This window comes from Aureimonas ureilytica DSM 18598 = NBRC 106430 (genome assembly GCF_000382705.1).
In the GTDB taxonomy this organism is placed as follows: Bacteria; Pseudomonadota; Alphaproteobacteria; order Rhizobiales; family Rhizobiaceae; genus Aureimonas; species Aureimonas ureilytica.
In genome coordinates this window covers 40,120-62,570 of sequence record NZ_ARQE01000001.1, presented here as the reverse complement: position 1 = coordinate 62,570, position 22,451 = coordinate 40,120, and the positions used below count along the sequence as shown (strand labels likewise).

Here is a 22,451-nt window from a genome sequence, read left to right as displayed (position 1 = left end):
GCGCGACGCGGGGCCTCGCCGCCAGACGGCATGGCTTGCAGGAAGGGACGCATATGAAGGATCTGGTGGCGAAGCTCGTATCGACGCTCGATCTGGAACGGCTCGAGGAAAACCTGTTTCGCGGCACCAGCCCGGATGTCGGCTGGCAGCGCATCTTCGGCGGGCAGGTGATCGCGCAGGCGCTCGTCGCCGCCCAGCGCACCGTCGCGCCCGACCGGCAGGTGCATTCGCTGCATGGCTATTTCATGCGGCCGGGCGACCCGCGCGTGCCCGTCATCTACGAGGCCAAGCGGCTGCGCGACGGCGGCTCCTTCTCGACACGGCTCGTCACCGCGATCCAGCACGGGCAGGCGATCTTCACCCTCTCGGCCTCGTTCCAGCGCGAGGAGGAGGGGCTCGACCACCAGATCGCGATGCCGGTCGTGCCGGGCCCGGACGAATTGCCCTCGGGCGAGAGCCTCGGCCAGGACATCCTGCGCCACGCGCCCGAGCCGATCCGGCGCTACTGGATGCGCCCGCGCGCGGTGGAGTTCCGCCCCGTTTCGACCGATCATTATCTGACGCGCGAGAAGCTCGCCCCCGAGCAGCGCATCTGGGTGCGCGTCACCGCCGATATCGGCGACGATCCCGCGCTCAACGCCGCCGTCATGGCCTATCTCTCCGACATGACCCTTCTCGACACCTCGCTCTTCGCCCATGGCCTGTCGATCTTCGACGAGCGCATCCAGGCGGCGAGCCTCGACCATGCCATGTGGTTCCACCGCCCGCTGCGCGTCAGCCAGTGGCATCTCTACGCGCAGGACAGCCCATCCTCGTCCGGTGGGCGAGGTCTGACGCGCGGCTCCTTGTTCTCGGCCGACGGAACGCTGGTCGCCTCCGTGGCACAGGAAGGGCTGATCCGCCCGCGCGAGCCCAAAGCCTGAATCCGTCGCGACCAAAAGGCAGGCACATGCCGAAATTTTCGGCATGTGTTCAGAGCTCAGAAACCCAGGCCTGAGCAGACGAGTGGCAGAAAGCGCTTTCGCGCCGCACAAATCTGGCGAAAATCCGGCCGTCGCTCAATTGGCACGCATCTTGGATAGGTGAGGATATTCCCGTCGGGCCCATCCGGGTCGCAGGGAGCCATCTTCCCGGTCGGGCGGTCCGAAAAACCGCTCGATCTCTCCAGGTTCGAGGTGCTCATGAAAATCGTGATGGCGATCATCAAGCCATTCAAGCTGGACGAGGTGCGAGAAGCTCTCACCGCCGTCGGCATCCAGGGTCTGACCGTCACCGAGGTGAAGGGCTACGGCCGCCAGAAGGGCCACACCGAGATCTATCGCGGCACCGAATATGCCGTCAGCTTCCTGCCCAAGCTGAAGATCGAAGTGGCCGTGCCCTCCGACATGGTGGACCGCACGGTGGACGTGATCGCCTCGGCCGCCAAGACCGGCCAGATCGGCGACGGCAAGATCTTCGTGTTCGGCATCGAGCAGGCGGTTCGCATTCGCACCGGCGAAACCGACTCGAACGCGCTTTGAGGGGCTGTGAGAGAACCATGCGTTTTGTGAAATCCATCGCTCCGGCGCTCCTCGCGGCAAGCCTTCTTCCGGTCGTCGCCTTCGCGCAGGAGACCGGCATCGCGCCGGCCCCCGAACAGGTGCCGGCCGCCGCGGCCGCCGTCGCCGCCGACGTCATGGACAAGGGCGACGTCGCCTGGATGCTGGTGTCGACGCTCCTCGTCCTGTTCATGATCCTGCCGGGCCTCGGCCTGTTCTACGGCGGCCTCGTTCGCGCCAAGAACATGCTCTCGGTGCTGATGCAGTGCGTCACGATCACCGCCATCGTCATGATCATGTACGTGACCTACGGCTATTCCTTCGCCTTTGGCGGCTCGACGAGCGCCTTCTGGGGCGGCACGGGCAAGCTGTTCCTGGCCGGCATCACCAAGGACACGATGGCCGCGACCTTCACCAAGGGCGTCGTGATCCCCGAATATGTCTTCATCGCCTTCCAGATGACCTTCGCCTGCATCACGCCGGCGCTGATCGTCGGCGCGTTTGCCGAGCGCATCAAGTTCGGCGCGGTGGTCCTCTTCACCATCCTCTGGGTGACGATCGTCTATTTCCCGGTCGCTCACATGGTCTGGGACGCGAACGGCCTGATCTTCACCGGCGCCCATGCCGGGGGCGTGGCCGCGCTCGACTTCGCGGGCGGCACCGTCGTCCACATCAATGCCGGCATCGCGGCCCTCGTCGGCTCGTTCCTGGTCGGCAAGCGCACGGGTCTCGGCCGTGACAACATGGCCCCGCACTCGATGACGCTGACCATGGTCGGCGCCTCGATCCTCTGGGTCGGCTGGTTCGGCTTCAACGCCGGCTCCAACCTCGAGGCCAATGGCGGCGCGGCGCTCGCCATGATCAACACCTTCACCGCGACCGCCGGCGCCACCGTCGCCTGGGTGCTCATCGAGGCTCTCCTGCGCGGCAAGGCCTCCATGCTCGGCGCCGTGTCGGGCATCATCGCCGGCCTCGTCGCCGTGACCCCGGCGGCCGGTGCGGTCGGCCCGATCGGCGGCATCGTCCTCGGCGCGATCTCGTCGGCCGCCTGCTACTTCTTCGTGGCGGTGGTGAAGCCGAAGTTCGGCTACGACGACTCGCTCGACGTGTTCGGCATCCATGGCGTGGGCGGCATCGTCGGCGCGATCGGCACCGGCGTCTTCGCCTCCACCGCGTTCGGCGGCGGCGGCTATCTGGAAGGCGTCACCATGGGCGCGCAGGTCTATTCCCAGGCCGTCGCGGTGCTCATCACCGTGGTCTATGGCGGCATCGTCTCGGCGATCCTCTACAAGATCGTCGACGCCGTGATCGGCCTGCGTCCGACCGTGGAAGCCGAGCGCGAGGGCCTCGACATCACCTCGCATGGCGAGGCGGCCTACCACGCCTGATCGGCGGCTTCCGGGTTCGCCCCGGTCATGAAAAGGGCAGGCGGAGCGATCCGCCTGCCCTTTTTCGCGTTCGGTGCCACGCGCCCCCGCGCGGCACGTGCCCCCACGCCCTCGCGCGGCAGGCGCGCGGCGCGCCGCGTCAGATGCGGCCGATCGGCTTCTCCTCGGCCGCCGCGACGTCGCCGTAGCGCTCGGGATGGCGCTGGAACAGCGAGCGCACATAGGAACAGGCGGGCACCACGGTCATGCCCTTTTCGCGGGCATAGCCGACCGCGTGGTCCACCAGCTTCTCGGCGATCCCCTGGCCGCGCATGTGCTCGGGAACATAGGTGTGATCGAAGATGAGGGAGTTCTGGATGCCGGCCGGCGCATAGGTCAGCTCCGCCCGGTCCTCGCCTTCGCCCGCCACGAACAAACCGCCCCGGCCCAAATCCTCGTGCCTGATCTCCATGGGTCCTGTCCTTCTCGCTTGGAATGGAACTGGTCGGATATGTCGGCCGCGCGCCCACGGTTCCATCACGGTGCCGGCAAGAGGGACGCTCGCGCGGTGTTTCGGCTGAGCAAGGGAGGGGCGAAAGCGCACGTGGCCAAGAGGGTTAAATGCGCTTTAACCAGCTTTGTTTACCTTGCCCGATCAAGGCCGTGCCTCCGCGAAAGAGGCGCGAACAAGCAGGCTTAAGCGGGGCCTTCCCCGCCAGACTTCAGGGCTCAAGGGCATGGCGATGGCATCGATCGACGCAAGGGAAGAGGGCACCGGCCGGCTCGGCCGCCCGGCACAGGTGCTGATGGGCTTGGCGCTTCTGGCCGCGTCCGTCTGGCTCGCCGTGTCCTTCGCCAGCTGGACGGTGGACGACCCCTCGCTCAGCTACGCCAACGGCAATCCGGTGCGCAATCTCGCCGGCGCCTCCGGCGCCGTGGCGGCCGATCTCGCCATGCAGCTTCTCGGCCTCGGCGCGGTTCTCCTGCCGCTGCTTCTCGCCTCGCGCGGGCTGCTTCTCGTGATCGGCCGGCGCGTCGGCCACACGAGCGCGCGCGCCTGGTGGGCGCTCGGCGGCATGGCGCTCGCCAGCGCTGCGCTTGGCTGCCTCCAGGCGCCGGCCGGCTGGCCGCTGCCGATCGGCCTCGGCGGCGTCGTCGGCGATCTCGTTCTCAAGGTGCCCGCCCTCGTCACCGGCTCCTATCCGCAGGGCTCGCTCGGCGTGGTGCTGGCCGCGCTCTTCGCGCTGCCCGCCGGCTGGTGCGTTCTGAACGGCGCGGGTCTGGTGGCTCGTCCCTCCGACACCTATTCCGACGCTTACGAGACCGAGCCCCATCGCGGCATGCGCCACGACGAGGACGAGCGCGAAGGCGCGATGCAGCTTCTGGCGGGCGCCGCCAGCCATTGGCTCTATTCCGCGCGCTCGGCGCTCGGCCGTCGCGTCGGCGATCTCGCCGAAGCGCGTCGCCGCCGCAACGATCCCTTCGCCCATCGCGACTGGGACCGCGACGCGCCCTTGATGCCGCCCGCGCCCGAAGCGCGCCTGCGCGAGGCGCTGCGCGCGGTGGACGCCGAGGACGCCCCGCCGCCGGCCCGCGAAACCCGCGCCGCCCGCGTCGTCCAGCCGCCGCGCTTCGACGAGCCGCCGATGTTCGACGAGCCGCTGGAATTCGAGCCTCACGAGGCCGAAGAGGGCTTCGTGCCGCAGGCCGCCGCGCCCGCGCCCCGCGCCGCCGCCCCGTCCGCGCCGCCCGCCGCCGCCCGCCCCTCCGCCACGCGCGCCGCGCCGAGCGCCCCGCCGGTGTTCGACGCGCCCGAAGCGCCGGCCCGCCGCACGGTGGACACGAGCCGCGCCACGGTGCGCCATGGCCGCTCGGACTGGAACGGCTCCTACAAGATGGCGCAGCGCGAGGCCGCCCTTGCCGCCGCGGCCGAAGCCGCGCGCGTCGCCGAGCCGGACGCCCATGCGGCGGCGATGGAAACGGACGCCGCCTATCGCGACGCCTACGAGGACGAGGTCCGCTACGCCGAGGAAGCCCGTTATGACGACGCGGCCCGCTATGACGACGCGCGCTATGCGGACGAGCAGGACGAGGCGCCCTTCGAACTCGAGACCCATGCCGCTCTCGGCGACGAGCGCCGCCCGACGCTGGAAGAGCGCATCGCCGCCGAAGAGGACGAAGACGATTTCGCCATCGAGGCCGACCGGCGCTACCAGCCCGAACCGGAGCCCGAGGAGCCGGGCGGCTGGCGCGGCTTCATCGCCAACAACATCGTCGCCTTTCCGGGCCTGAAGCGCGCCACGCAGCGCGCCGAGCCGGAGGCCCCCCGCGCCCCCGCGCCCCAGCCCCGCGTCGCGCCGCAGGCCCCCATGGCTCCGCGCGCCAGCGCGATCGACGCCCGTCCGGCGCGCGTCCAGATGCAGCCGGCGGCCGAGATGCTGTCGCGCCAGTCCTCGCGCGCCCGCCTTGCCGAGCTTGGGCATCCCGATCTCAACGACGAGTTCATCCTGCCGCCGATCGAGCTTCTGGCCCCGCCCAAGCCGCGCAACCGCGACAATTCTCTGACGCCCGAGATCCTGCAGGAGAACGCGCGGCTGCTCGAAGGCGTGCTCGACGATTTCGGCGTGAAGGGCGAGATCATCGAAGTGCGCCCCGGCCCGGTCGTCACGCTCTACGAGCTGGAGCCCGCGCCCGGCATCAAGTCGAGCCGCGTCATCGGCCTCGCCGACGACATCGCCCGCTCGATGTCGGCGATCGCCGCGCGCGTCGCCGTGATCCCCGGCAAGAACGCGATCGGCATCGAGCTGCCGAACCAGCGCCGCGAGACCGTCTATTTCCGCGAGATGATCGGCTCCGACACGTTCGCCGGCTCCAAGGCCAAGCTGCCGCTGGCGCTCGGCAAGACGATCGGCGGCGAGGCGGTCATCGCCGATCTCGCCAAGATGCCGCATCTGCTCGTGGCCGGCACCACCGGCTCGGGCAAGTCGGTGTCGATCAACACGATGATCCTGTCGCTTCTCTACCGGATGACCCCGGCCGAATGCCGCATGATCATGATCGACCCGAAGATGCTCGAACTCTCGATCTATGACGGCATCCCGCATCTTCTGGCTCCGGTCGTCACCGATCCGAAGAAGGCCGTGGTGGCGCTGAAATGGACGGTCCGCGAGATGGAGGACCGCTACCGCAAGATGTCGAAGGTGGGCGTTCGCAACATCGACGGCTTCAACGCCCGCGTCGCCTCCGCCATGGAGCGCGGCGAGACGATCTCGCGCACGGTTCAGACGGGCTTCGACCGCGAGACCGGCGAGCCGATCTTCGAGTCGGAGGAGTTCGACCTCGCGCCGCTGCCCTATATCGTCGTCATCATCGACGAGATGGCCGACCTCATGATGGTGGCCGGCAAGGACATCGAAGGCACCGTCCAGCGCCTCGCGCAGATGGCCCGCGCCGCCGGCATCCACGTCATCATGGCGACGCAGCGCCCCTCGGTCGACGTCATCACCGGCACGATCAAGGCCAACTTCCCGACCCGCATCTCCTTCCAGGTGACCTCGAAGATCGACTCGCGCACCATCCTGCAGGAGCAGGGCGCCGAGCAGCTGCTCGGCATGGGTGACATGCTCTTCATGGCCGGCGGCGGTCGCATCCAGCGCGTCCACGGCCCCTTCGTCGGCGACGACGAGGTGGAGGAGATCGTCAAGCACCTGAAGACGCAGGGCGTGCCGGAATATCTCGACGCCATCCTGGAGGACGAGGACGAGGAGGCTCCGGCCGCCGCGTCCGGCGGCTCGGCGGGCGGCATGGAGGAAAGCGCCGATCTCTACGACCAGGCGGTGGCGATCGTCCTGCGCGACGGCAAGGCCTCCACTTCCTACGTCCAGCGCCGCCTCCAGATCGGCTACAACCGCGCGGCCTCGATCATCGAGCGCATGGAACGCGAGGGCATCGTCGGCCCCGCCAACCACGCCGGCAAGCGCGAGATCCTGGTGCCGACGGACAACGCCTGAGGGCGAGGGCGGCGCGCCCGGCAAAGGGCGCGAGCTTCGAGAACACGGGACGGGCGCGAGCGATCGCGCCCGTTTTTGCGTTTGGGGCTCGTCGAGACGCGCCCGGACCCTTCCCGTCGTGCCGAACATGCTCGTTCGGTGCCGAACTGCGCGCCTATGCCGGTCCGGCCGCTCGCCACCGAGGCCGGACGTCCGATCGGCGTCACGAGGCGATGACGAAGCGTCCTTTGCCGCTTCGTTTGGCGTCGTAGAGGGCGGCGTCGGCCGTTTCCATCAGACAGGCCGGAGAGGTCGTCTCGGGCGACGTGGTGGCGATGCCGACGCTCGCGCCGACATTGACGCTGGTTTGCTCGGTGATCGCGATCGGCTCCTGAACCGAGGACACGATGGTCGAGGCGAGGTGCCGCAGGGAGAATTCGTCCATCGCCGTCACCAGAACGGCGAACTCGTCTCCCCCCGTTCGGCAGGCGATGTCGTGCTTTCGCAGACAGGCCGACAGTCTGCGTCCGACCTCCACCAGCACCCGATCGCCGACGGCATGGCCGAACCGGTCGTTCACGAGCTTGAACCCATCGAGATCGATATAAAGGAGGCTGCCGAACCGCTCGCCCGCGCCGGCCGCTTCGCAGATGGCCTCGAGGCGTTCCAGCTTGGCCAGCCTGTTTCCGAGGCCGGTGAGCGGGTCCAGACGCGATTGACGGTGGGCGATCTGCCGCGCCTTGACGGCCTCCAGAAGAGTCGCGTGCGCGCGGCGCCCCAGGAGCAGGAACGCCAGGCTGAGCGCCACGGCCATCGGCACCATGGGCACGAGTTGCGGGTTGAACGCCAACCACAAGCCGATCATCTGCGCCAGCGTGGAAATGGCGGCGCAAGCGCGGGTCAGCCGAGGGAACCCGGCGTAAAGCGTGCTCGTATAGCTCCGCTCCCCGACCGACAACATCATGCCCAGAACGAGCGCGCGAAGGTTGCCGGCCTGCAGGAGAAGGATGACCTGCGTGGCGACCAGAACCGACCAGCCGACATTGAGAAGGGCAAGCGTTGCACCCGCGGTTTCGATTTCCGCCGAACGCGGAAGGACGATGCGGTGCCTGAGGCGTCGGCGTCCCACCCAGAGCGCGAGATCGATGGGCATGAAAAGCAGGAAAAGGAAATTGCCGGTCGTCGCGATCACCATCGCCCAACCGATCTGGGTCAATGCGATCGTCGAAAGGGCAAGCCACGTATCGTCGACAAGGGTTCGAACAAGCGCGGAGCGGAGAAACGAATCCTCTTCCCTCCCGAGTCGCAGAAGCCAATCACCGACCCTCTGTAAGCCGACGAACATCCGCCCCTCCGATCAACCCGACCAAGGTATAGACGCGCGCGGTTAATGTCCTGGCTAACGAATTGGGCCGGAAAGCTTCGGGCAAGCCCGAGCGCGGGCGATGGTTGCCTTTATCCGAACGAAGACCGGAGGCGTGTCCTGTCAGGGAGGCGATGGTCGCAGCGGAACGGGACGGTTGCCTCGGTCAACGGCTTCGATCTCCCCGGCATTCGCGCGGGGTGCCCGCGACCGCTGACAACTGCAACGCGGCCTCAGGCCACGCTTGACGCGCCTATATATGGATCATAAACGATTCATATAGGATGGGAGGCAATATGGGTCTCGTGAAAATCGATGACGATCTGCACGAACAGGTCCGGCGGGCGAGCGCGGTCATGTGCCGCTCGATCAACGCGCAGGCCGAGTTCTGGATGAAGATGGGGATGCTCGCCGAGGCCAATCCCACCTTGGCCTTCAACGAGATCGTCAAGGCGCAGATGGAGGCGGCGGAGGCCGCCCATCCGTCCGCCACGGCGGCCTGACGAATGGCATCGAGCGCACGCGGGGCCGGACGGTCATGAGCTTTCAGGACGAAATCGCGGCCTTCTTCGCCGACTACGTGGACGCGTTCGCGCGGGGCGACGCCGAGGCGCTGAGCGAGCTTTGGGAGCCGGTCGGCCTGTTTCCCTCGCCCGGCGGCAATTTCGCGATGCCGCGCGAGGCGTTTCGCGACCATTGCGTCACGCTGATGGACTTCTATCGCCGGCAAGGCGTGGTGCGACCCTCGGGCGAATTGCTGTCGGCCTCCGAGCTCTTCCCGGATGTCGCCGAGGCGCGCATGGCCTACCGGATGCTCGGCGAGGCGGACACGTTGATCGCGCAATGGGAGCATGTCTACATCCTGCGCCGCGATGAGCGCTGGCGCGTCTCGCTGACGATCGCCGACGGCGAAATGGCCGCCTGGGCCGCGTTGGGCGCGCAGCTTTAACGGCAGGCATCGCATGTGACCCTCTGAGAAACGCTCTCATGTCGCCGGGCGGTTCATCAACCGTCCGATCCGGCCTTGGCATCGGGCCTGTTCCACGCCATTTCGAAACCAGGACACCGAAGCGCCCGTGCCGCATTGCCGCCAGAGCGATGGGCTAGACGGGACGCGAAGGAACGAGAGAGGCGAAGCGCCACGGGGAGGGGCCGTCCCCGGCGCGGCGCGCGACGAGACGAACAAGGAAACGGACATGACGACGAGCTTTTCCCGGATCGCCAAGGCCGGACTGACCGCCACGCTGCTTCTCGGCGCCGCGCTCGGCCCCGCCTTGACCGCCGGCCCGGCCTTCGCGCAGGCGGCCAATGCGACGGCCACGGCCCAGCGCGTCGCCGACCATTTCTCGGGCGTGCGCTCCATGAAGGGCCAGTTCGTCCAGTTCGACGCGGCCGGCAATCAGACCGAGGGCACGTTCTATCTGGAGCGCCCCGGCAAGATCCGCTTCGACTATTCCGGCTCGCCCGTGCGCGTCATCTCGGACGGCTCCCAGGTCGCGGTGAACAACCGCAAGCTCAACACCTGGGACCTCTATCCCCTGTCCAAGACGCCGCTGAAGCTCCTGCTCGACCAGCGCATCGACCTGTCGGCCGCCAATATCCAGAGCGTGAAGGAAGGGGCGGACCTCACCACGATCGTGATGGGCGACAAGTCGGTCTTCGGCACGTCGCGCATTACCATGATGTTCGACCCGACGACCTACGACCTGCGCCAATGGACGATCCGCGACGCGCAGGGCAAGGACACCACCGTCATGGTCTACAATGTCCAGGACGGCGCATCGGTGAAGGACGATCTCTTCACCATCCCCTATTCGCAGATCGCCACCGGCCAGACCGGCGGCAAGCGCTAAGGCGCGCCTGGGCGCCGACAACGCGCGCCAACAACGAGGGGAAGGGCGCGGCGCTCCGCGCGTTGCCGGCGCCGTTCGGGGGCCGGGAACCTCGGACCCGTCGTCGAGCTTTGGGAAGAGCGAGGCGTCCTCCCACGGAGGGGACGCCGAGGCCTCGCCGAGGAGTCCGTCACGATGCGTCCGATCCTGCTTGTTCTGCCTGTGCTTCTGGTGGCCGGCTGCACCACCGTGACGCCCGAAACGCGGCGCGCGGCCGACGAGGCGCGCTGCGCCGACTATGGCTTCCGGCGCGGCACGGACGCATTTGCCGCCTGCCTCCAGCGCATCGACCTCGCACGGCAGGTCGATCGGCGTGCGCGTCTCTACGACGACCCGTTCTATGTGGGCGGCGTCGTGCCGGGCGGGGGCTACGGGCGCGTCTGGTAGGCGCTGCGTCAGGCCGAACCCGCGGCGCGCGTCGTGGCCACGCGCTTATCCACGATCCGGTCGATCAAGCCCCATTCGAGCGCTTCCTCGGCCGATAGGAAGCAGTCGCGGTCGAGCTTGCGCTCCACCTCCTCGTAAGTGCGGCCGCAATGCTCGGCATAGAGCCGCGTCATGCGATGCTTCACCTTCCGCGTTTCCTCGGCGTGGATCAGGATGTCGGAGGCCTGTCCCTGGAAGCCGCCGAGCGGCTGGTGGACATGGATCGAGCTGTTGGGCAGGGCGCAGCGCTCGCCCGCCTCGCCCGCCATCAGGAGGAAGGAGCCCATGGAGCGCGCCGTGCCCATGCAGAGCGTGTGAACCGGTGCCTCGATGAACTGCATCGTGTCGTACATGGCGAGCCCGCTCGTCACCACGCCGCCCGGCGAGTTGATGTAGAGATGGATCGGTTTCTTCGGGTTTTCCGCCTCCAGAAGCAGAAGCTGCGCGCAGACCAGCGCCGAGACCTGATCGTTCACCTCGCCATTGAGGAAGATGACGCGCTCGCGCAGGAGGCGCGAGAAAATGTCGAAGGCGCGCTCGCCCCGGTTGGATTGCTCGACCACCATGGGGACGAGTTGCATCGCTTCGCGCATGGGCGAATTCCTTTGGATCTGGATTGGGGGAAGCGGGGAAGAGCCAGGCGTGGAGAACCCGTCCGGCGGAAACCGGATCGGCCAGCAGGCTTCCATTCTCGAAATGGCCTTGGCGGGCGCCGAAGCGACGGAGCCCGACGGGAAGGCGTCAGGCCACGCGGGCGCGGGCCGCTTGGTTGGTGTTCGCCGCCATCAGGGGAGGCGCCGCCTTGCCGCGCTCGTGGAGAATGCGAAGGCGCGTGCCGCCGGTCTCGTTGGGGCTGATGCGGAAGGTGACGGCGCTGGTCTCGAAGGGCGGCTCGCTCTCGCGCAGCCGGTAGCGCAGCGCCTCGCCCGGCACCACGGAGCCGGCGTCCGGCTCGGGATCGGCGACATCCGGCAGCCAGCGCTCGCGAAAGGCGGGGATGCTGAGCGCCCGCCAGACCTTCGCGGGCGGCGCGTCGAGATCGTAGGTGAGGTCCAGCGCCCCCCCGCCCTCGTGCGGCTCGTCCTCCTGTGTCTCACCCCGCGGTGCCGCACCGTCCCGCCCGTCGCTCATTGGTCCATCTCCTTCAGAAGCGCGTTGAGATCGTCGACGCGCGCCGGCCAGAAGGCGCGGTATTTCGCGAGCCAGGACGCCACGCAGCCGAGCCCCGCCGGGTCCACCTCGTAATGGACGAAGCGCCCCTGCCGCTCCTCGCGCACCAGACCCGCGCCGCGCAGCACCGAGAGATGCTGCGACATGGCGGGCTGGCTGATCGCCATGCCCTCGCGCAGGGCGCTGGCGTTCAGCCGTCCACCCGCGAGCTTCTCGAAGATCGCGCGCCGCGTCGGGTCCGAAAGGGCCTTGAAGATATCGTCCTCGCTCATGTCGATACATAAGCATCGACTTATACGATTGGCAAGCGCGGATTTCGCGCTTCCAGCGGCGAAGGGGAGGGGGAGCCTACTTTCGAAGAAAGGCCATCAGCGCGTCGAGCACCGGCTGCGAGGCTTCCTCCACGAGGAAATGCCCCGCTTCGATCGCCTGTCCCTCGACCGCGTCGGCCCAGTCGCGCCAGATGGCGAGCGGGTCGCCGCTTCGCGCCGGCGTGCCGTCCGTGCCCCAGAGAACCAGCGTCGGGCAGGTGATGCGCCGCCCGGCCTGCCGGTCGGCTTCGTCGTCGGCCGGGTCGATGGTCGCCCCGGCGCGATAGTCCTCGCAGGGGCCGTGCGCGCCGCCGGGGCGCGAAAAGCCCTTGCGATATTCGGCGAGCGCTTCCGGCGCGAAGGCGGCGGTCGACTTGTCCCGCGTCCAGCTCGCCAGCGTGTGGTCGAGATAGAAGACCGGATCGCTCGCGATCAGCCGCTCGGGCATGGGGTTGGGCTGCGCCAGAAAGGCCCAATGGTAGGAGGAGAGCATCCGCCCGGCGTCCACCCGCTCCCACATCTCGACGGTCGGCAGGATGTCGAGAAGCGCCAGTTTTTCGACGCGTTCGGGATGGTCGAGCGCCAGGCGATAGGCGACGCGCCCGCCCCGGTCGTGGCCGGCGAGCGAGAAGCGTTCATGGCCGAGCGCCCGCATCAGGGCGATCATGTCGCGCGCCATGTGGCGCTTGGAATAGTTCTCGCCGCCCGAGGATTCCGGCGCGCTGGAGCGGCCGTAGCCGCGCAGATCCGGGACGATCGTGGTGAAATGCTCGGCCAGCTGTTCGGCGACCGGCCCCCACATGGCGCCGGTCTGCGGATAGCCGTGGAGCAGCAGAAGCGGCGCGCCCGATCCCTTGATGCGGCAGAAGAGCGTCGCGCCCTCGCCGGCGATCTCGCGCGTCTCGAAGCCCTCGAACATGACCTGCCGCTCCCCTCGCAACCCGCCCGGCCGAGTGCCGGCCCCGTCGCGCGGCGTCAACGCATGGGAGCGCCGATCCGTTGCCTTGCGAGGCGAGGGCGCATCGCTTAGAGCCGAGGGGACCCGCTCGGAGCGCGTCCCGTCAGGGGCTTTCGTGTCGCTCGCGAGCCCTTCCCAGCCCGCCGACCCTGCGAAAGCTGCCCATGTCCTTCACCATCGCCACCTGGAACATCAATTCGGTGCGCCTGCGCCTGCCGATCGTGGAGGAGTTCCTGCGCCGGGAAGCGCCCGATGTCCTGTGCCTGCAGGAAACCAAGTGCCCGAACGAGCTCTTCCCGGAAGAGGCGTTCCGCGCCCTCGGCTACGAGCACGTCGCCCTGCACGGGCAGAAGGGCTACCATGGCGTGGCGACGATCTCGCGCCTGCCCTTCCACGACATCCTGCGCCAGGATTTCTGCGCGATCGGCGACGCGCGCCACCTGTCGGTGCGGGTGGAGGCGCTGGGCACGCCCCTGCGCATCCACAATCTCTACGTTCCGGCCGGCGGCGACGAACCGGACCCGGAGATCAATCCGAAGTTCCGCCACAAGCTCGACTTCCTGGAGGAGATGCGCCTGATGCGCGCCGACGCCGAGCCCGGCGTCGCCTCCATCCTCGTCGGCGATCTCAACATCGCGCCCTACGAGGAGGACGTCTGGAGCCACAAGCAGCTCCTGAAGGTCGTCTCGCACACGCCGATCGAGACGGAGGGGCTGATCCGCATCCTGAATGAGGGCAACTGGCGCGATCTCGTGCGCCATCACATCCCCGTGCCGCAGAAGCTCTACACGTGGTGGAGCTACCGCGCCAAGGATTGGGACGGGGCCGACAAGGGCCGCCGCCTCGACCATGTCTGGGGCTCGGACACGCTTCCGGCCATGGTGCGCGACGTGCGCGTGTTGCGCGAGGCGCGCGGCTGGGACCGCCCGTCCGACCATGTGCCGGTGATCGTCCGGCTGGAGGGCTGACGGTCCCCAACTCTCTGGAATCGCTCCAGAACCTGTGGCCGCGCTGCATCTCTGCCCGCAAAGCCGCAAGCCGGCGGCCTTTTCCGCCGGCGGCGACCGGCGCGAGGACACGTCCCGTTTTCCCGCTGCGAAGGGCTTTGCGGCGCTTGTTCACAGGCAGAGGCCCGTCCGGGCAATAAGTTGACTCATGTAATCAAGTTTATTTAGCAAGGACCGGACGATCGGCGCGAGGGGTGCCGACACAGTTCAGGCCCGTCTCCATGCGTTCGACCCTCCGTTCCCGTCTTCGGTTCGCCGCCACCGCCAGCGCGCTGACGCTTTCGCTTCTGGCCGGGCCGGCCGGCGCGCAGGAGACGGTCGTGCTCGACACGGTGACCGTGGAGGGTTCGGGCGCAGCGGGCGAGGGGCTGACGGCGCAAGGCGGCGGCGTCGCCGGCGCTTCGGCCAGCGGCTTCCAGACGGAAGGCTATGTCGCCCGGACGACGCGCGCGGCCACCAAGACCGACACGCCGCTCGTGCGCGTGCCCCAGTCGGTGTCCGTCGTGACCGAGGAGCAGCTGGAAGACCGCAATCCGCAGACGCTGCAGGAGGCGGTGGGCTACACGCCGGGCGTTCGCATCGGCGCCTACGGGCTGGACCCGCGCTTCGACGCCTTCTTCATCCGTGGCCTGCCCGCCACCTACACGGGCCTCTTCCGCGACGGGTTGCGAGAGTTCAACAACGGCTTCTCGACCTTCGACATCGAGCCCTACGGGCTGGAAGGTCTGACCATCCTGAAAGGGCCGGCGGCCGGCCTTTACGGCTCGTCCAATGCCGGCGGCATCGTGGACCTGCGCTCCAAGCGGCCGACCATGGCTGCCGCGCGCGAAATCGAGGCGCAGGTCGGGTCCAACAGCCGCATCCAGCTGAACGGCGATGCCTCCGGCCCGCTCGGGTCGTCGCAGGGCGTCTTCTATCGCCTGACCGCCGTCGGACGCGACGGCGACACCGACTATCCCTTCGCCTCCGACGATCGGCTGAGCGTCGCGCCGGCCATCACCTTCGCGCCGGACGGCGACACGTCGCTGACGATTCTGGGCGAATTGCAACGCTCCCGCTCGGGCGGCACCTTCGCCTATGTCAACGAGAACAACCGCGTGACCGACGTCGCGGCGGGCGATCCGTCCTTCAACGATCTCGACCAGACGCAGGGGCGCATCGGCTTCGAGCTGGAGCAGAAGCTCGGGGATGGCGTCACCTTCCGCCAGAAGGCGCGCTATCAGGCGCTCGATGTCTATGGCGAATATGCCTATGCGATCGGCGGCCCGGTCAACGGACTGGTGCCGCGCGGCTCGGGCAATGTGAAGCAGACGCTGAAGGGCGCGGTCTCCGACACGCAGCTTCAGGTGGAAGCCGAGACGGGACCGCTGAAGCACACGCTGCTCGGCGGCGTCGACGCGTCCTACGCGCTCTATACCAATCTGGAGGGCTACGGCTCGGCCTCCACCCTGCGCTTCTCCGCGCCGGTCTATGCGAGCCCCATCGCCACGCCCGCCTATTCCGTCGCCGCCGATCAGGAACAGGCCCAGCTCGGCCTCTACCTTCAGGACGAGATCGCCTATGACCGCCTGACGCTGACGCTCGGCGGCCGGCACGACTGGGTGTGGACCGATACGGCCTCCGGCGCGCCGGGCGCGCTCACCGATGCGCCCGAACAGCGCGACGCCCAATGGTCCGGCCGCGCCGGCCTGTCCTATCTCTTCGACAGCGGCATTGCGCCCTATGTCAGCTATTCCACCGCCTTCACGCCCAATATCGGAACGAGCCGCACGGGCGCGGCCTTCGTGCCGACCGAGGCCGAGCAGGCCGAGGCGGGCGTCAAATACGCCCTTCCCGGCTGGAGCACGCTTCTCACCGCCGCCGTGTTCAGCATCGACCAGCGGAACGGCGTCTTCTTCGACGTCAACCCTCTGACCGGCACCAACGAGCAGGTGCAGCGCGGCAAGCTGCGCTCGCGCGGCGTCGAACTAGAGGGCACGGCGACGCTTCTCGACGGCCTGAACGTCACGCTCGCCTACGCCTATACCGATGTCGAGATCGTCGAGGGGACGCAGACCACCACCGGCAACACGCTCTCCTCCACGCCGCGCCACACCGTCTCGCTCTGGGGCGACTACACCGTCCAGACGGGCGCGCTGGAGGGGCTCGGCTTCGGGGCCGGGCTTCGATACCTGTCGAAGAGCTTCGGCGACGACGCCAACAGCTTCGAGAACGACGCGCGCGTCTTCATCGACGCCACGGCTCATTACGATGTGCCCAGCGTCGAGGGCCTGCGCTTCCAGGTGAACGCCACCAACCTCTTCGACGAGGACACGCAGATCTGCTCCTCGGGCTTCTGCTACAAGGAGCCCGAGCGCAACGTCATCGGCTCGGTGCGCTACCGGTTCTGACACGCCCAACCGCCCGGGGTCTCTCCAGCCGGGCGGGGTGCGAAGGCGTCGGGACGATCCCCCGGCGCCTTCGTCTTTTTCCAAGGCCAGGGTGACGCATAGGGCGGGAAAACGGGTGGCGGTGCGCGGGCGGCAGGGGCATGGTCGTGCGAGACCAAGGAACCCGCGCCATGACCGCTCTTGCCCGCATTCCCGGCGATACGACCTTCCGGGAACTGGCCCCGCCCGCCGATTATCCGCTGGTGCGCCGGACGATCGAGTTCATCTCGCGGGAGTATCAGGTCCAGCCGAGTCTGGCCGAGGTCGCCGAGGGCGTCGGCGCGAGCGTCGGCGAACTGGAAGCGGCGCTCGCGCGCTGGGCGGGGCTCAGCCCCAAGGCCTTTCTGCAGGCGGTGACGCTGGATCACGCCCGCCGCCTTCTCGCCGAGGGCCTGCCGCTTCTCGACGCCTCGATCGAGGTGGGGCTCAGCGGCCCTTCGCGGCTGCACGATCTCTTCGTCAAGCACGAGGCGGTGAGCCCGGGCACGCACAAGAGCAAGGGCGAGGGCATGACCCTGCTCTACGGGTTCGCGCACGGCCCCTTCGGCCGCACGCTCGCCACCTGGACCGAGCGCGGGCTCGCGGGGCTCGCCTTCAGCGACGAGGATCGGGGCGGCGACGATCATGCGCTCGCCGACATGCTCGGGCGCTGGCCGCGCGCCCGCGCCGAGCGCGACGACGAGGGCGCGGCGGCGCATGTGGCGCGCGTCTTCTCGCCGGAGCGCTGGTGCGCCGACCAGCCCCTGCGCATCGTCCTGATCGGCACGGATTTCGAGGTGCGGGTCTGGCAGCGGCTGCTCGACATCCCGCTGGGGGCGGCCGAGACCTATTCGACGGTGGCCCGCGACATCGGCCAGCCCACGGCCTCGCGCGCCGTCGGTGCGGCGGTCGGGCGCAACCCGCTCAGCTTCGTGGTGCCTTGCCACCGCGTCGTCGGCAAGTCCGGCGCGCTCACCGGCTATCACTGGGGCCTCACCCGCAAGCGCGCCATGCTCGGCTGGGAATTCGGCCTGAAGAGCGGCTGATCGGCCCGTCCCAACCGGCCCACCCTGGCCGGCCCGCCCCCGCCGGATCGTCGCGGGCCGGAACTCTTTGGCCGGCTCCACGTCCTCCCCTCGTGATCGGGAGGCGGACGCGATGGCGAAGGCGGCGGGCGAGGCGCGAGGCGCGGCGGCAAGAGCGAAGGGCGCACCGCCCCGCACCCCGAGACGCGCGGCCGGTGCGGGCGCCCGCGCGGCCACTCGCCCGGCGGATGCGCCGGCCGCCGACCTCGCCCCTTCAGTCGATCCCGTCCCCTTGAGCGCGCCTGAGCGCGAGGAGGCCTTTCGCCGGCTCGCCGCGCACATGCCCGGCCGCACGCCATCGGCCAAGGGTCCGAAGGACCAGCCCGATCCGTTCCGCTCGGTGGTCTCCTGCCTCCTGTCGGCGCAGAGCCGGGACGTCAACACCGCCGCCGCCGTGCGCGGGCTCTTCGCGCTCGCCACGACCCCCGACGCGATGCTGGCGCTGGACGAGGCCGAGATCGCCCGCGCCATCAAGCCCTGCGGCCTCTACAACATGAAGGCGCGCAGCATCCGGCGCCTGTGCCACGCCTTGATCGAGGAGCACGACCGTATCGTGCCGCAGACGCGCGAAGGCCTGATGAGCCTGCCCGGCATCGGGCGCAAATGCGCCGACATCGTCATGAGCTTCACCTTCGACGAGGACGTGATCGCCGTCGACACGCATGTCTTCCGCGTTTGCAACCGCACCGGCCTCACGGCCGAGAAGACCGCCGACAAGACCGCCGCCGCGCTGGAGCGCGACACGCCGGACTGGGCGCGCCGCGACGGGCATTTCTGGCTGATCCAGTTCGGCAAGAGCGTGTGCCTCGCCCGCCGCCCGCGCTGCGAGACCTGCTTCCTCAACGATCTCTGCCGATATTTCTCCGCCACCGGCGGCGGGCCGGCACCCGCCGCGCCCTGAGGAAGGGCCGCGGGGAGGCCCTCGTGAACGGCGCATCCGGCCGGGCCAGCGCCTTCACTTCGGCCGAAGACGTGGCACGCCGGTAGCCTCGCCCGTCGGAAGATGCTTCAAACGGCCATGACAGAGCCCACCGCCGAACAGGTCGAACAACTGACGCTCGCCTTCGAGCGATTCACCCGCCGCTTCAAGGTCGCGGAAGCCGCGACCGCGCTGGAGCGTTCGCTGACCGCCCTCGACATCCAGACGCTGTTGTTCGTGAACGATCACTCCGGATGCACGCTCGGCGACGCCGCCCGAAATCTCCATGTCGCGCTGACCACCATGTCCTCGTCGGTCGATCGCCTCGTGCGGCGGGACATGGCCCGGCGCGAGCGGTCGGAGGCGAACCGGCGGACCGTGGCGCTGTCGATCACGGCGAAGGGCGAGGAGGCCGTCGCCGCCTATGTCAAGGGATACGAGGCCTCGTGCCGGGCCATGCTCGTGTCGCTCGATACGGAGGAGCGGGCCGAGTTCGTTCGCCTCGCCCGAAAGATCGAAAACTCCGACGTTTGAATTATACGAAGTTCGTAGTATTGGCATGGCGACGTTCCCAACCAGGAAACCAGCCATGACAACAGCTCCCCGCATCGCCCTCGTCACCGGCGGCAACAAAGGCATCGGCCTTGCGATCGCGCGTCAGCTCGCAGCAGAGGGCCACAGGGTCTGGCTGGGTTGCCGGGATGCCGGGCGCGGCGAGGCGGCCGCGCGGGCGTTGCGGGGCGAGGGCCTCGATGTGCGATCGGTACTCCTCGACGTCACCGAGGATGCGAGCGTGGCGGCGGCCGTGGCGGTGCTCGAAGACGCGGAGGGGCGGCTCGACGTTCTCGTCAACAATGCCGGCCTCATGTTCGCCTCGTCCCCCTCGCTGGAAGCCGAGCCGCTCGACGAGATCCGCCGGATGTTCGAGACCAATGTCCTCGGCGCCCTGCGGGTGACACAGCGCTTCCTGCCCTTGCTCCGCCGATCGAAGGGGGCGCGGATCGTCATGATGAGCAGCGGCCTCAGCTCCCTCGGCGACGCGCTCGACCTGCGCAGCGAGACCTGGACGGTCGGCCTCGGCGGCTACTGCGCCTCGAAGACGGCGCTGAACATGCTGACGGTCAAGCTCGCCAAGGAACTGGCGAGCGAGGGGATCAAGGTGAACGCGGTCGATCCCGGTCTCACCGCGACCGACATGACCGGCAACGGCGCCGGCCACGCGCCGGAGGTGGGCGCGCGACCCGCCGTCGCCCTGGCGACCACCCATGCCTACGGCCCGACGGCCGGCTTCTACGCTTCCTCGCCCGCAGGCGAGCTCGTTCCGGTCCGGTGGTGACGAAGCCTCGAAGGTCGGGTTTCGCCGCGACCCGTCAGGGGCAGACCATCGCGAGCGGGTCTTTCCCCGATCGGGGCGCAGGACGCGGGAGGCTCCGGCGTCCTGCGCGGCTTTGAAGGCGCGAAGCCTCCGGTCAGGCCCGGGCGTAGCGCTTGGGGCGACCCGTTTCGGCAGGGCTTTGCCCCTGTCCGGCGGTGACGGGATCGTAGCCATTGCCGAGCTTGTGCATGGCGTCGTTGATCTGTTCGGCCCCGATCGTCTGCTCGCGGCAGGCGGCCGTGATCTCTCCGATCAACTCCGCCGTCTTGCGGATTTCGGGAACGAGCTTTTCGAGCATGGCGCCCGCGTCTCGCGAGATCAACGACGTGGACATCGACAGACCGCCGATCTGCTTCGACACGTCCTGCGAGCGTTCGGCCAGCTTGCGCACTTCCGAGGCGACAACGGCGAAGCCCTTGCCATGCGCGCCCGCCCGCGCCGCTTCGATGGCGGCGTTCAGGGCCAGGAGATCGGTTTGGCGGGCGATCTCCTGCACGACACGGATCTTGTCCGTGATCTCCTGGATGGCATCGACGGCCTGCCGAACGACTTCGCTCACGCGACGCGCGTTCGTCGCGGCGGCGTCGGCGATCTGCATCGTGCTCGACGCGTTGTCCGCATTCTGTCGAATGTTGCTCGTCATCTGCACCACGGCGCTCGTCGCCGTCTCGACGGCGCTCGCCTGATGGCGCAGCAAGGCTTCCATGTCCGTTTGGCCGGACTTCATTCGGGTGATGTCCGTCACCGTCCCCGCCGCCCGCACGGCGACGCCCTCGGCGTTGCGCTTGCATCCGCCGGTCACGAGCAGCCAGATGTAATGGCCCGCCTTGTGGCGCGCCCGATACTCGATCGAGAAGCGGGAGCCGTCCTCGGGGCCTTTCAGATATTCCCCGAACGCTCCCAATGCCCTTCCGGCGTCGTCGGGATGAAAACCCTCGACCAGGCTTGCCATGATGTTGGGAAAATCCGTTTCGTCACGGTAGCCATGGATGCGGCGATACTCGTTCGAGTAGCGCCAGCAACTGGTCGGATCGCCCGGATCGCCTGATGGCATCGTGCAGTTCCAGAGGCCGACACCACCCGTTTCATTCAGGATATCCGTGAATTCACGAAGATCCTCGAGTTCGCCCATGGGGGACGACGGGGTTTTCCAGAAGGAACGCATTCTGCCTCTGAATGGTAAATCTACGAAGGCCGAACATTATGTGCCTACCATTAAAAAAGCCGGAACACGGACCTGTATTCGCTGCGCCAGAAAGGCGCAGGCGGACGAGCTTTACAAGATTGCGAACATCTCCGTCCGTAATGAACGCCAAGAGGAGACGAAGCGGTGGGCCGGATGTTCGACAACTCGCTCCGCTCCGTGCCGCAGACAGGAACAATCGGCCGGATCTTCGAAAACCTCTGTCGCGGTCGTCCTGATCGACATCGATCGTTTCAGGCGGTCCAGCGACACGCAGGGCCTTTCTTGCGGGAGATCGTGGCATCCGGGTCGTCGCCGACATGATCCGCGAGTGCCCGATGCCCGATGACCGTCGTCCTCGCGCCGCTCTGCTCCTCGGGGCCGGACGCTCAATCCACGTCCGCAAGCTGCGGCCGGCCGATCGCCACCAGGGCGGGGCGGCCGGCGCGGGTGAGGCAGCGGGTTCGCGCGGAGCGCGCGGAGCGCGGCGCCCTGCTCCGGCCGCCTCCCGAAACCAGGCGCCCGAATGTCCGGCGGCGCAGGCCGCAGGGTCGTGGCCCAACGCCCGCGCGCGAAAGCGTCCCACACTGCCATCGCTTCGTCCCAGACGCTTCAGGCCGGCTGGACACGCCGCGCCGCCCATCGAACATGCGGGCAGGTTTCTTGGAAGGGGGTCGGCAATGCGAACATTCTCCATCGGCTTGGCGCTGGTGCTCGGGCTCTCGGTCGGCGCCCGGGCCGCGGACCGCCGCGTCGATATCGAAAACCAGACCGGCGAGACGCTCACGCATTTCTATGCGTCCGTCACCAGCACGGATGACTGGGAGGAGGACATTCTCGGCGCCGACATGATCGAGGACGGCGAGACGTTCAATATCGACATCGACGACGGCAGCGGAAGCTGCCGCTACGACTTCAAGGCGGTGTTCGAGGACGGCGACGTCCTGATGAAACGCAATATCAACGTCTGCAAGATCGCGACCTACACCTACAGCCGCTGAAGCCGTCGGGCGCCGGCGGGCCGGCCGGCGGGCCCGGTCAACCCTTCGGAGCCCCTGCCAAGGGTGAGGGCGAGCGGCCATGCCAGACGTTTCGGACCCGTTCCGAGCGACAGTCCGGCAATTCGCACCTGCCGGTCTTGGGGGCTTTCCATTCGGAGCCCCGGAATTGATGCGGGTGCATTCGAATGGCGATGGATTTTCGGGAGGATGAGACGAATGATTCCTCAGGAAATCATTGCGAATTCTCGGATTTTATATTGATAAATAGGATCTTAAATCGAATTCTGATTGCAAAAAGCCTAAATTCCCCTAGGGAATGTAACCGTATTTTCCGCCTGAGAATTCGATAGTCCCCATTCGAGCCGGGCGCATCCTTGCGCTCGGATCGAGCAACGCTGCCCGCCACGCTTCCGCAAGTGGGGATGCGCCGCTGCCTGTCCCGACAGGGGCGCGGCGGGA

21 protein-coding genes and 2 pseudogenes are annotated in these 22,451 nt (G+C 68.1%); 16 read left to right on the top strand and 7 right to left on the bottom strand.

Annotated elements, in window-relative coordinates; translation table 11 throughout:
* Nucleotides 1-53: 53 nt before the first annotated feature.
* The 3 genes from B146_RS0100285 (at nt 54) to B146_RS0100275 (ending at nt 2,926) form a co-directional block, all read left to right on the top strand.
* The gene (locus tag B146_RS0100285) at nt 54-923 is read left to right on the top strand and encodes an acyl-CoA thioesterase (protein ID WP_019994402.1); all 870 of its coding nucleotides are present in this window, start codon (nt 54-56) and stop codon (nt 921-923) included.
* A 258-nt stretch (nt 924-1,181) separates the two neighbouring features.
* Nucleotides 1,182-1,520, top strand: coding sequence for a P-II family nitrogen regulator (locus B146_RS0100280; protein WP_019994401.1), 339 nt, complete (start codon nt 1,182-1,184; stop codon nt 1,518-1,520).
* A gap of 17 nt (nt 1,521-1,537) precedes the next feature.
* Entirely contained in the window at nt 1,538-2,926 is a 1,389-nt protein-coding gene (locus B146_RS0100275; protein WP_019994400.1) for an ammonium transporter, read from the top strand.
* A gap of 139 nt (nt 2,927-3,065) precedes the next feature.
* Here the strand turns inward: B146_RS0100275 and B146_RS0100270 are convergent, their stop codons facing one another.
* On the bottom strand, nt 3,066-3,377 hold the full coding sequence (locus B146_RS0100270) for a GNAT family N-acetyltransferase (RefSeq protein ID WP_019994399.1): 312 nt from the start codon (nt 3,375-3,377) through the stop codon (nt 3,066-3,068).
* Nucleotides 3,378-3,642: 265 nt separating this feature from the next.
* Between B146_RS0100270 and B146_RS30160 the strand changes: the two are divergent.
* Together B146_RS30160 and B146_RS30155 are read left to right on the top strand one after the other, a co-directional pair.
* Nucleotides 3,643-4,134, top strand: a pseudogene (locus B146_RS30160) (DNA translocase FtsK 4TM domain-containing protein); the annotation flags it as partial.
* A 1,083-nt stretch (nt 4,135-5,217) separates the two neighbouring features.
* Nucleotides 5,218-6,915, top strand: a pseudogene (locus B146_RS30155) (DNA translocase FtsK); the annotation flags it as partial.
* 202 nt (nt 6,916-7,117) lie between these two features.
* Here B146_RS30155 and B146_RS0100260 read toward each other — a convergent pair.
* Nucleotides 7,118-8,110, bottom strand: coding sequence for a GGDEF domain-containing protein (locus B146_RS0100260; protein WP_019994397.1), 993 nt, complete (start codon nt 8,108-8,110; stop codon nt 7,118-7,120).
* A gap of 443 nt (nt 8,111-8,553) precedes the next feature.
* On the opposite strand from B146_RS0100260, the gene B146_RS0100255 reads away from it, so the two are divergent.
* From B146_RS0100255 to B146_RS0100240, 4 genes are all read left to right on the top strand, one after another.
* On the top strand, nt 8,554-8,760 hold the full coding sequence (locus B146_RS0100255) for a ParD-like family protein (RefSeq protein ID WP_019994396.1): 207 nt from the start codon (nt 8,554-8,556) through the stop codon (nt 8,758-8,760).
* Between the two features lie 35 nt (nt 8,761-8,795).
* Nucleotides 8,796-9,206: a Cif family virulence factor gene (locus tag B146_RS0100250; RefSeq protein WP_019994395.1), complete on the top strand. Its 411-nt coding sequence runs from the start codon at nt 8,796-8,798 to the stop codon at nt 9,204-9,206.
* A gap of 247 nt (nt 9,207-9,453) precedes the next feature.
* Nucleotides 9,454-10,110, top strand: a complete 657-nt coding sequence (locus tag B146_RS0100245; RefSeq protein ID WP_019994394.1) for an outer membrane lipoprotein carrier protein LolA — start codon at nt 9,454-9,456, stop codon at nt 10,108-10,110.
* Nucleotides 10,111-10,284: 174 nt separating this feature from the next.
* Complete coding sequence (locus B146_RS0100240; protein ID WP_019994393.1) at nt 10,285-10,536, top strand: hypothetical protein; 252 nt, start codon at nt 10,285-10,287, stop codon at nt 10,534-10,536.
* A gap of 8 nt (nt 10,537-10,544) precedes the next feature.
* Here the strand turns inward: B146_RS0100240 and B146_RS0100235 are convergent, their stop codons facing one another.
* The 4 genes from B146_RS0100235 to B146_RS0100220 all read right to left on the bottom strand — a co-directional run bounded on the left by B146_RS0100235 (nt 10,545) and on the right by B146_RS0100220 (nt 12,975).
* On the bottom strand, nt 10,545-11,168 hold the full coding sequence (locus tag B146_RS0100235; protein ID WP_019994392.1) for an ATP-dependent Clp protease proteolytic subunit: 624 nt from the start codon (nt 11,166-11,168) through the stop codon (nt 10,545-10,547).
* A gap of 148 nt (nt 11,169-11,316) precedes the next feature.
* On the bottom strand, nt 11,317-11,706 hold the full coding sequence (locus B146_RS24540) for an SRPBCC family protein (RefSeq protein ID WP_019994391.1): 390 nt from the start codon (nt 11,704-11,706) through the stop codon (nt 11,317-11,319).
* A complete protein-coding gene (locus tag B146_RS0100225) occupies nt 11,703-12,017 on the bottom strand; it encodes an ArsR/SmtB family transcription factor (RefSeq protein ID WP_019994390.1) in 315 nt (104 codons plus the stop codon). The genes B146_RS24540 and B146_RS0100225 overlap by 4 nt, the downstream gene beginning before the upstream one ends.
* Before the next feature lie 76 nt (nt 12,018-12,093).
* Nucleotides 12,094-12,975, bottom strand: coding sequence for an alpha/beta fold hydrolase (locus B146_RS0100220; protein ID WP_019994389.1), 882 nt, complete (start codon nt 12,973-12,975; stop codon nt 12,094-12,096).
* Nucleotides 12,976-13,178: 203 nt separating this feature from the next.
* Here B146_RS0100220 and B146_RS0100215 point away from each other — a divergent pair, with 203 nt between their 5' ends.
* From B146_RS0100215 to B146_RS0100190, 6 genes are all read left to right on the top strand, one after another.
* On the top strand, nt 13,179-13,982 hold the full coding sequence (locus B146_RS0100215; RefSeq protein WP_019994388.1) for an exodeoxyribonuclease III: 804 nt from the start codon (nt 13,179-13,181) through the stop codon (nt 13,980-13,982).
* Between the two features lie 260 nt (nt 13,983-14,242).
* Complete coding sequence (locus B146_RS0100210; RefSeq protein ID WP_019994387.1) at nt 14,243-16,411, top strand: TonB-dependent siderophore receptor; 2,169 nt, start codon at nt 14,243-14,245, stop codon at nt 16,409-16,411.
* A 170-nt stretch (nt 16,412-16,581) separates the two neighbouring features.
* Nucleotides 16,582-17,475, top strand: coding sequence for a methylated-DNA--[protein]-cysteine S-methyltransferase (locus B146_RS0100205; protein WP_019994386.1), 894 nt, complete (start codon nt 16,582-16,584; stop codon nt 17,473-17,475).
* A gap of 271 nt (nt 17,476-17,746) precedes the next feature.
* Nucleotides 17,747-18,415 (top strand): endonuclease III domain-containing protein, encoded by a 669-nt coding sequence (locus B146_RS0100200; RefSeq protein ID WP_019994385.1) that lies wholly within the window; start codon nt 17,747-17,749, stop codon nt 18,413-18,415.
* A gap of 117 nt (nt 18,416-18,532) precedes the next feature.
* Nucleotides 18,533-18,967, top strand: coding sequence for a MarR family winged helix-turn-helix transcriptional regulator (locus B146_RS0100195; RefSeq protein ID WP_026358196.1), 435 nt, complete (start codon nt 18,533-18,535; stop codon nt 18,965-18,967).
* A gap of 55 nt (nt 18,968-19,022) precedes the next feature.
* A complete protein-coding gene (locus tag B146_RS0100190; RefSeq protein WP_019994383.1) occupies nt 19,023-19,769 on the top strand; it encodes an SDR family NAD(P)-dependent oxidoreductase in 747 nt (248 codons plus the stop codon).
* A gap of 133 nt (nt 19,770-19,902) precedes the next feature.
* Here B146_RS0100190 and B146_RS30150 read toward each other — a convergent pair whose 3' ends face one another.
* Entirely contained in the window at nt 19,903-20,940 is a 1,038-nt protein-coding gene (locus B146_RS30150; protein WP_026358195.1) for a methyl-accepting chemotaxis protein, read from the bottom strand.
* 731 nt (nt 20,941-21,671) lie between these two features.
* Between B146_RS30150 and B146_RS0100180 the strand changes: the two genes are divergently transcribed.
* Nucleotides 21,672-21,992 (top strand): hypothetical protein, encoded by a 321-nt coding sequence (locus B146_RS0100180; RefSeq protein WP_019994382.1) that lies wholly within the window; start codon nt 21,672-21,674, stop codon nt 21,990-21,992.
* Nucleotides 21,993-22,451 lie beyond the last annotated feature (459 nt).

Coding starts and splice junctions, on each gene's coding strand:
- B146_RS0100285 (WP_019994402.1), top strand. CDS start 54: ATGAAGGATCTGGTGGCGAAGCTCGTATCGACGCTCGATCTGGAACGG.
- B146_RS0100280 (WP_019994401.1), top strand. CDS start 1,182: ATGAAAATCGTGATGGCGATCATCAAGCCATTCAAGCTGGACGAGGTG.
- B146_RS0100275 (WP_019994400.1), top strand. CDS start 1,538: ATGCGTTTTGTGAAATCCATCGCTCCGGCGCTCCTCGCGGCAAGCCTT.
- B146_RS0100270 (WP_019994399.1), bottom strand. CDS start 3,377: ATGGAGATCAGGCACGAGGATTTGGGCCGGGGCGGTTTGTTCGTGGCG.
- B146_RS0100255 (WP_019994396.1), top strand. CDS start 8,554: ATGGGTCTCGTGAAAATCGATGACGATCTGCACGAACAGGTCCGGCGG.
- B146_RS0100250 (WP_019994395.1), top strand. CDS start 8,796: ATGAGCTTTCAGGACGAAATCGCGGCCTTCTTCGCCGACTACGTGGAC.
- B146_RS0100245 (WP_019994394.1), top strand. CDS start 9,454: ATGACGACGAGCTTTTCCCGGATCGCCAAGGCCGGACTGACCGCCACG.
- B146_RS0100240 (WP_019994393.1), top strand. CDS start 10,285: ATGCGTCCGATCCTGCTTGTTCTGCCTGTGCTTCTGGTGGCCGGCTGC.
- B146_RS0100235 (WP_019994392.1), bottom strand. CDS start 11,168: ATGCGCGAAGCGATGCAACTCGTCCCCATGGTGGTCGAGCAATCCAAC.
- B146_RS24540 (WP_019994391.1), bottom strand. CDS start 11,706: ATGAGCGACGGGCGGGACGGTGCGGCACCGCGGGGTGAGACACAGGAG.
- B146_RS0100225 (WP_019994390.1), bottom strand. CDS start 12,017: ATGAGCGAGGACGATATCTTCAAGGCCCTTTCGGACCCGACGCGGCGC.
- B146_RS0100220 (WP_019994389.1), bottom strand. CDS start 12,975: ATGTTCGAGGGCTTCGAGACGCGCGAGATCGCCGGCGAGGGCGCGACG.
- B146_RS0100215 (WP_019994388.1), top strand. CDS start 13,179: ATGTCCTTCACCATCGCCACCTGGAACATCAATTCGGTGCGCCTGCGC.
- B146_RS0100210 (WP_019994387.1), top strand. CDS start 14,243: ATGCGTTCGACCCTCCGTTCCCGTCTTCGGTTCGCCGCCACCGCCAGC.
- B146_RS0100205 (WP_019994386.1), top strand. CDS start 16,582: ATGACCGCTCTTGCCCGCATTCCCGGCGATACGACCTTCCGGGAACTG.
- B146_RS0100195 (WP_026358196.1), top strand. CDS start 18,533: ATGACAGAGCCCACCGCCGAACAGGTCGAACAACTGACGCTCGCCTTC.
- B146_RS0100190 (WP_019994383.1), top strand. CDS start 19,023: ATGACAACAGCTCCCCGCATCGCCCTCGTCACCGGCGGCAACAAAGGC.
- B146_RS30150 (WP_026358195.1), bottom strand. CDS start 20,940: ATGGGCGAACTCGAGGATCTTCGTGAATTCACGGATATCCTGAATGAA.
- B146_RS0100180 (WP_019994382.1), top strand. CDS start 21,672: ATGCGAACATTCTCCATCGGCTTGGCGCTGGTGCTCGGGCTCTCGGTC.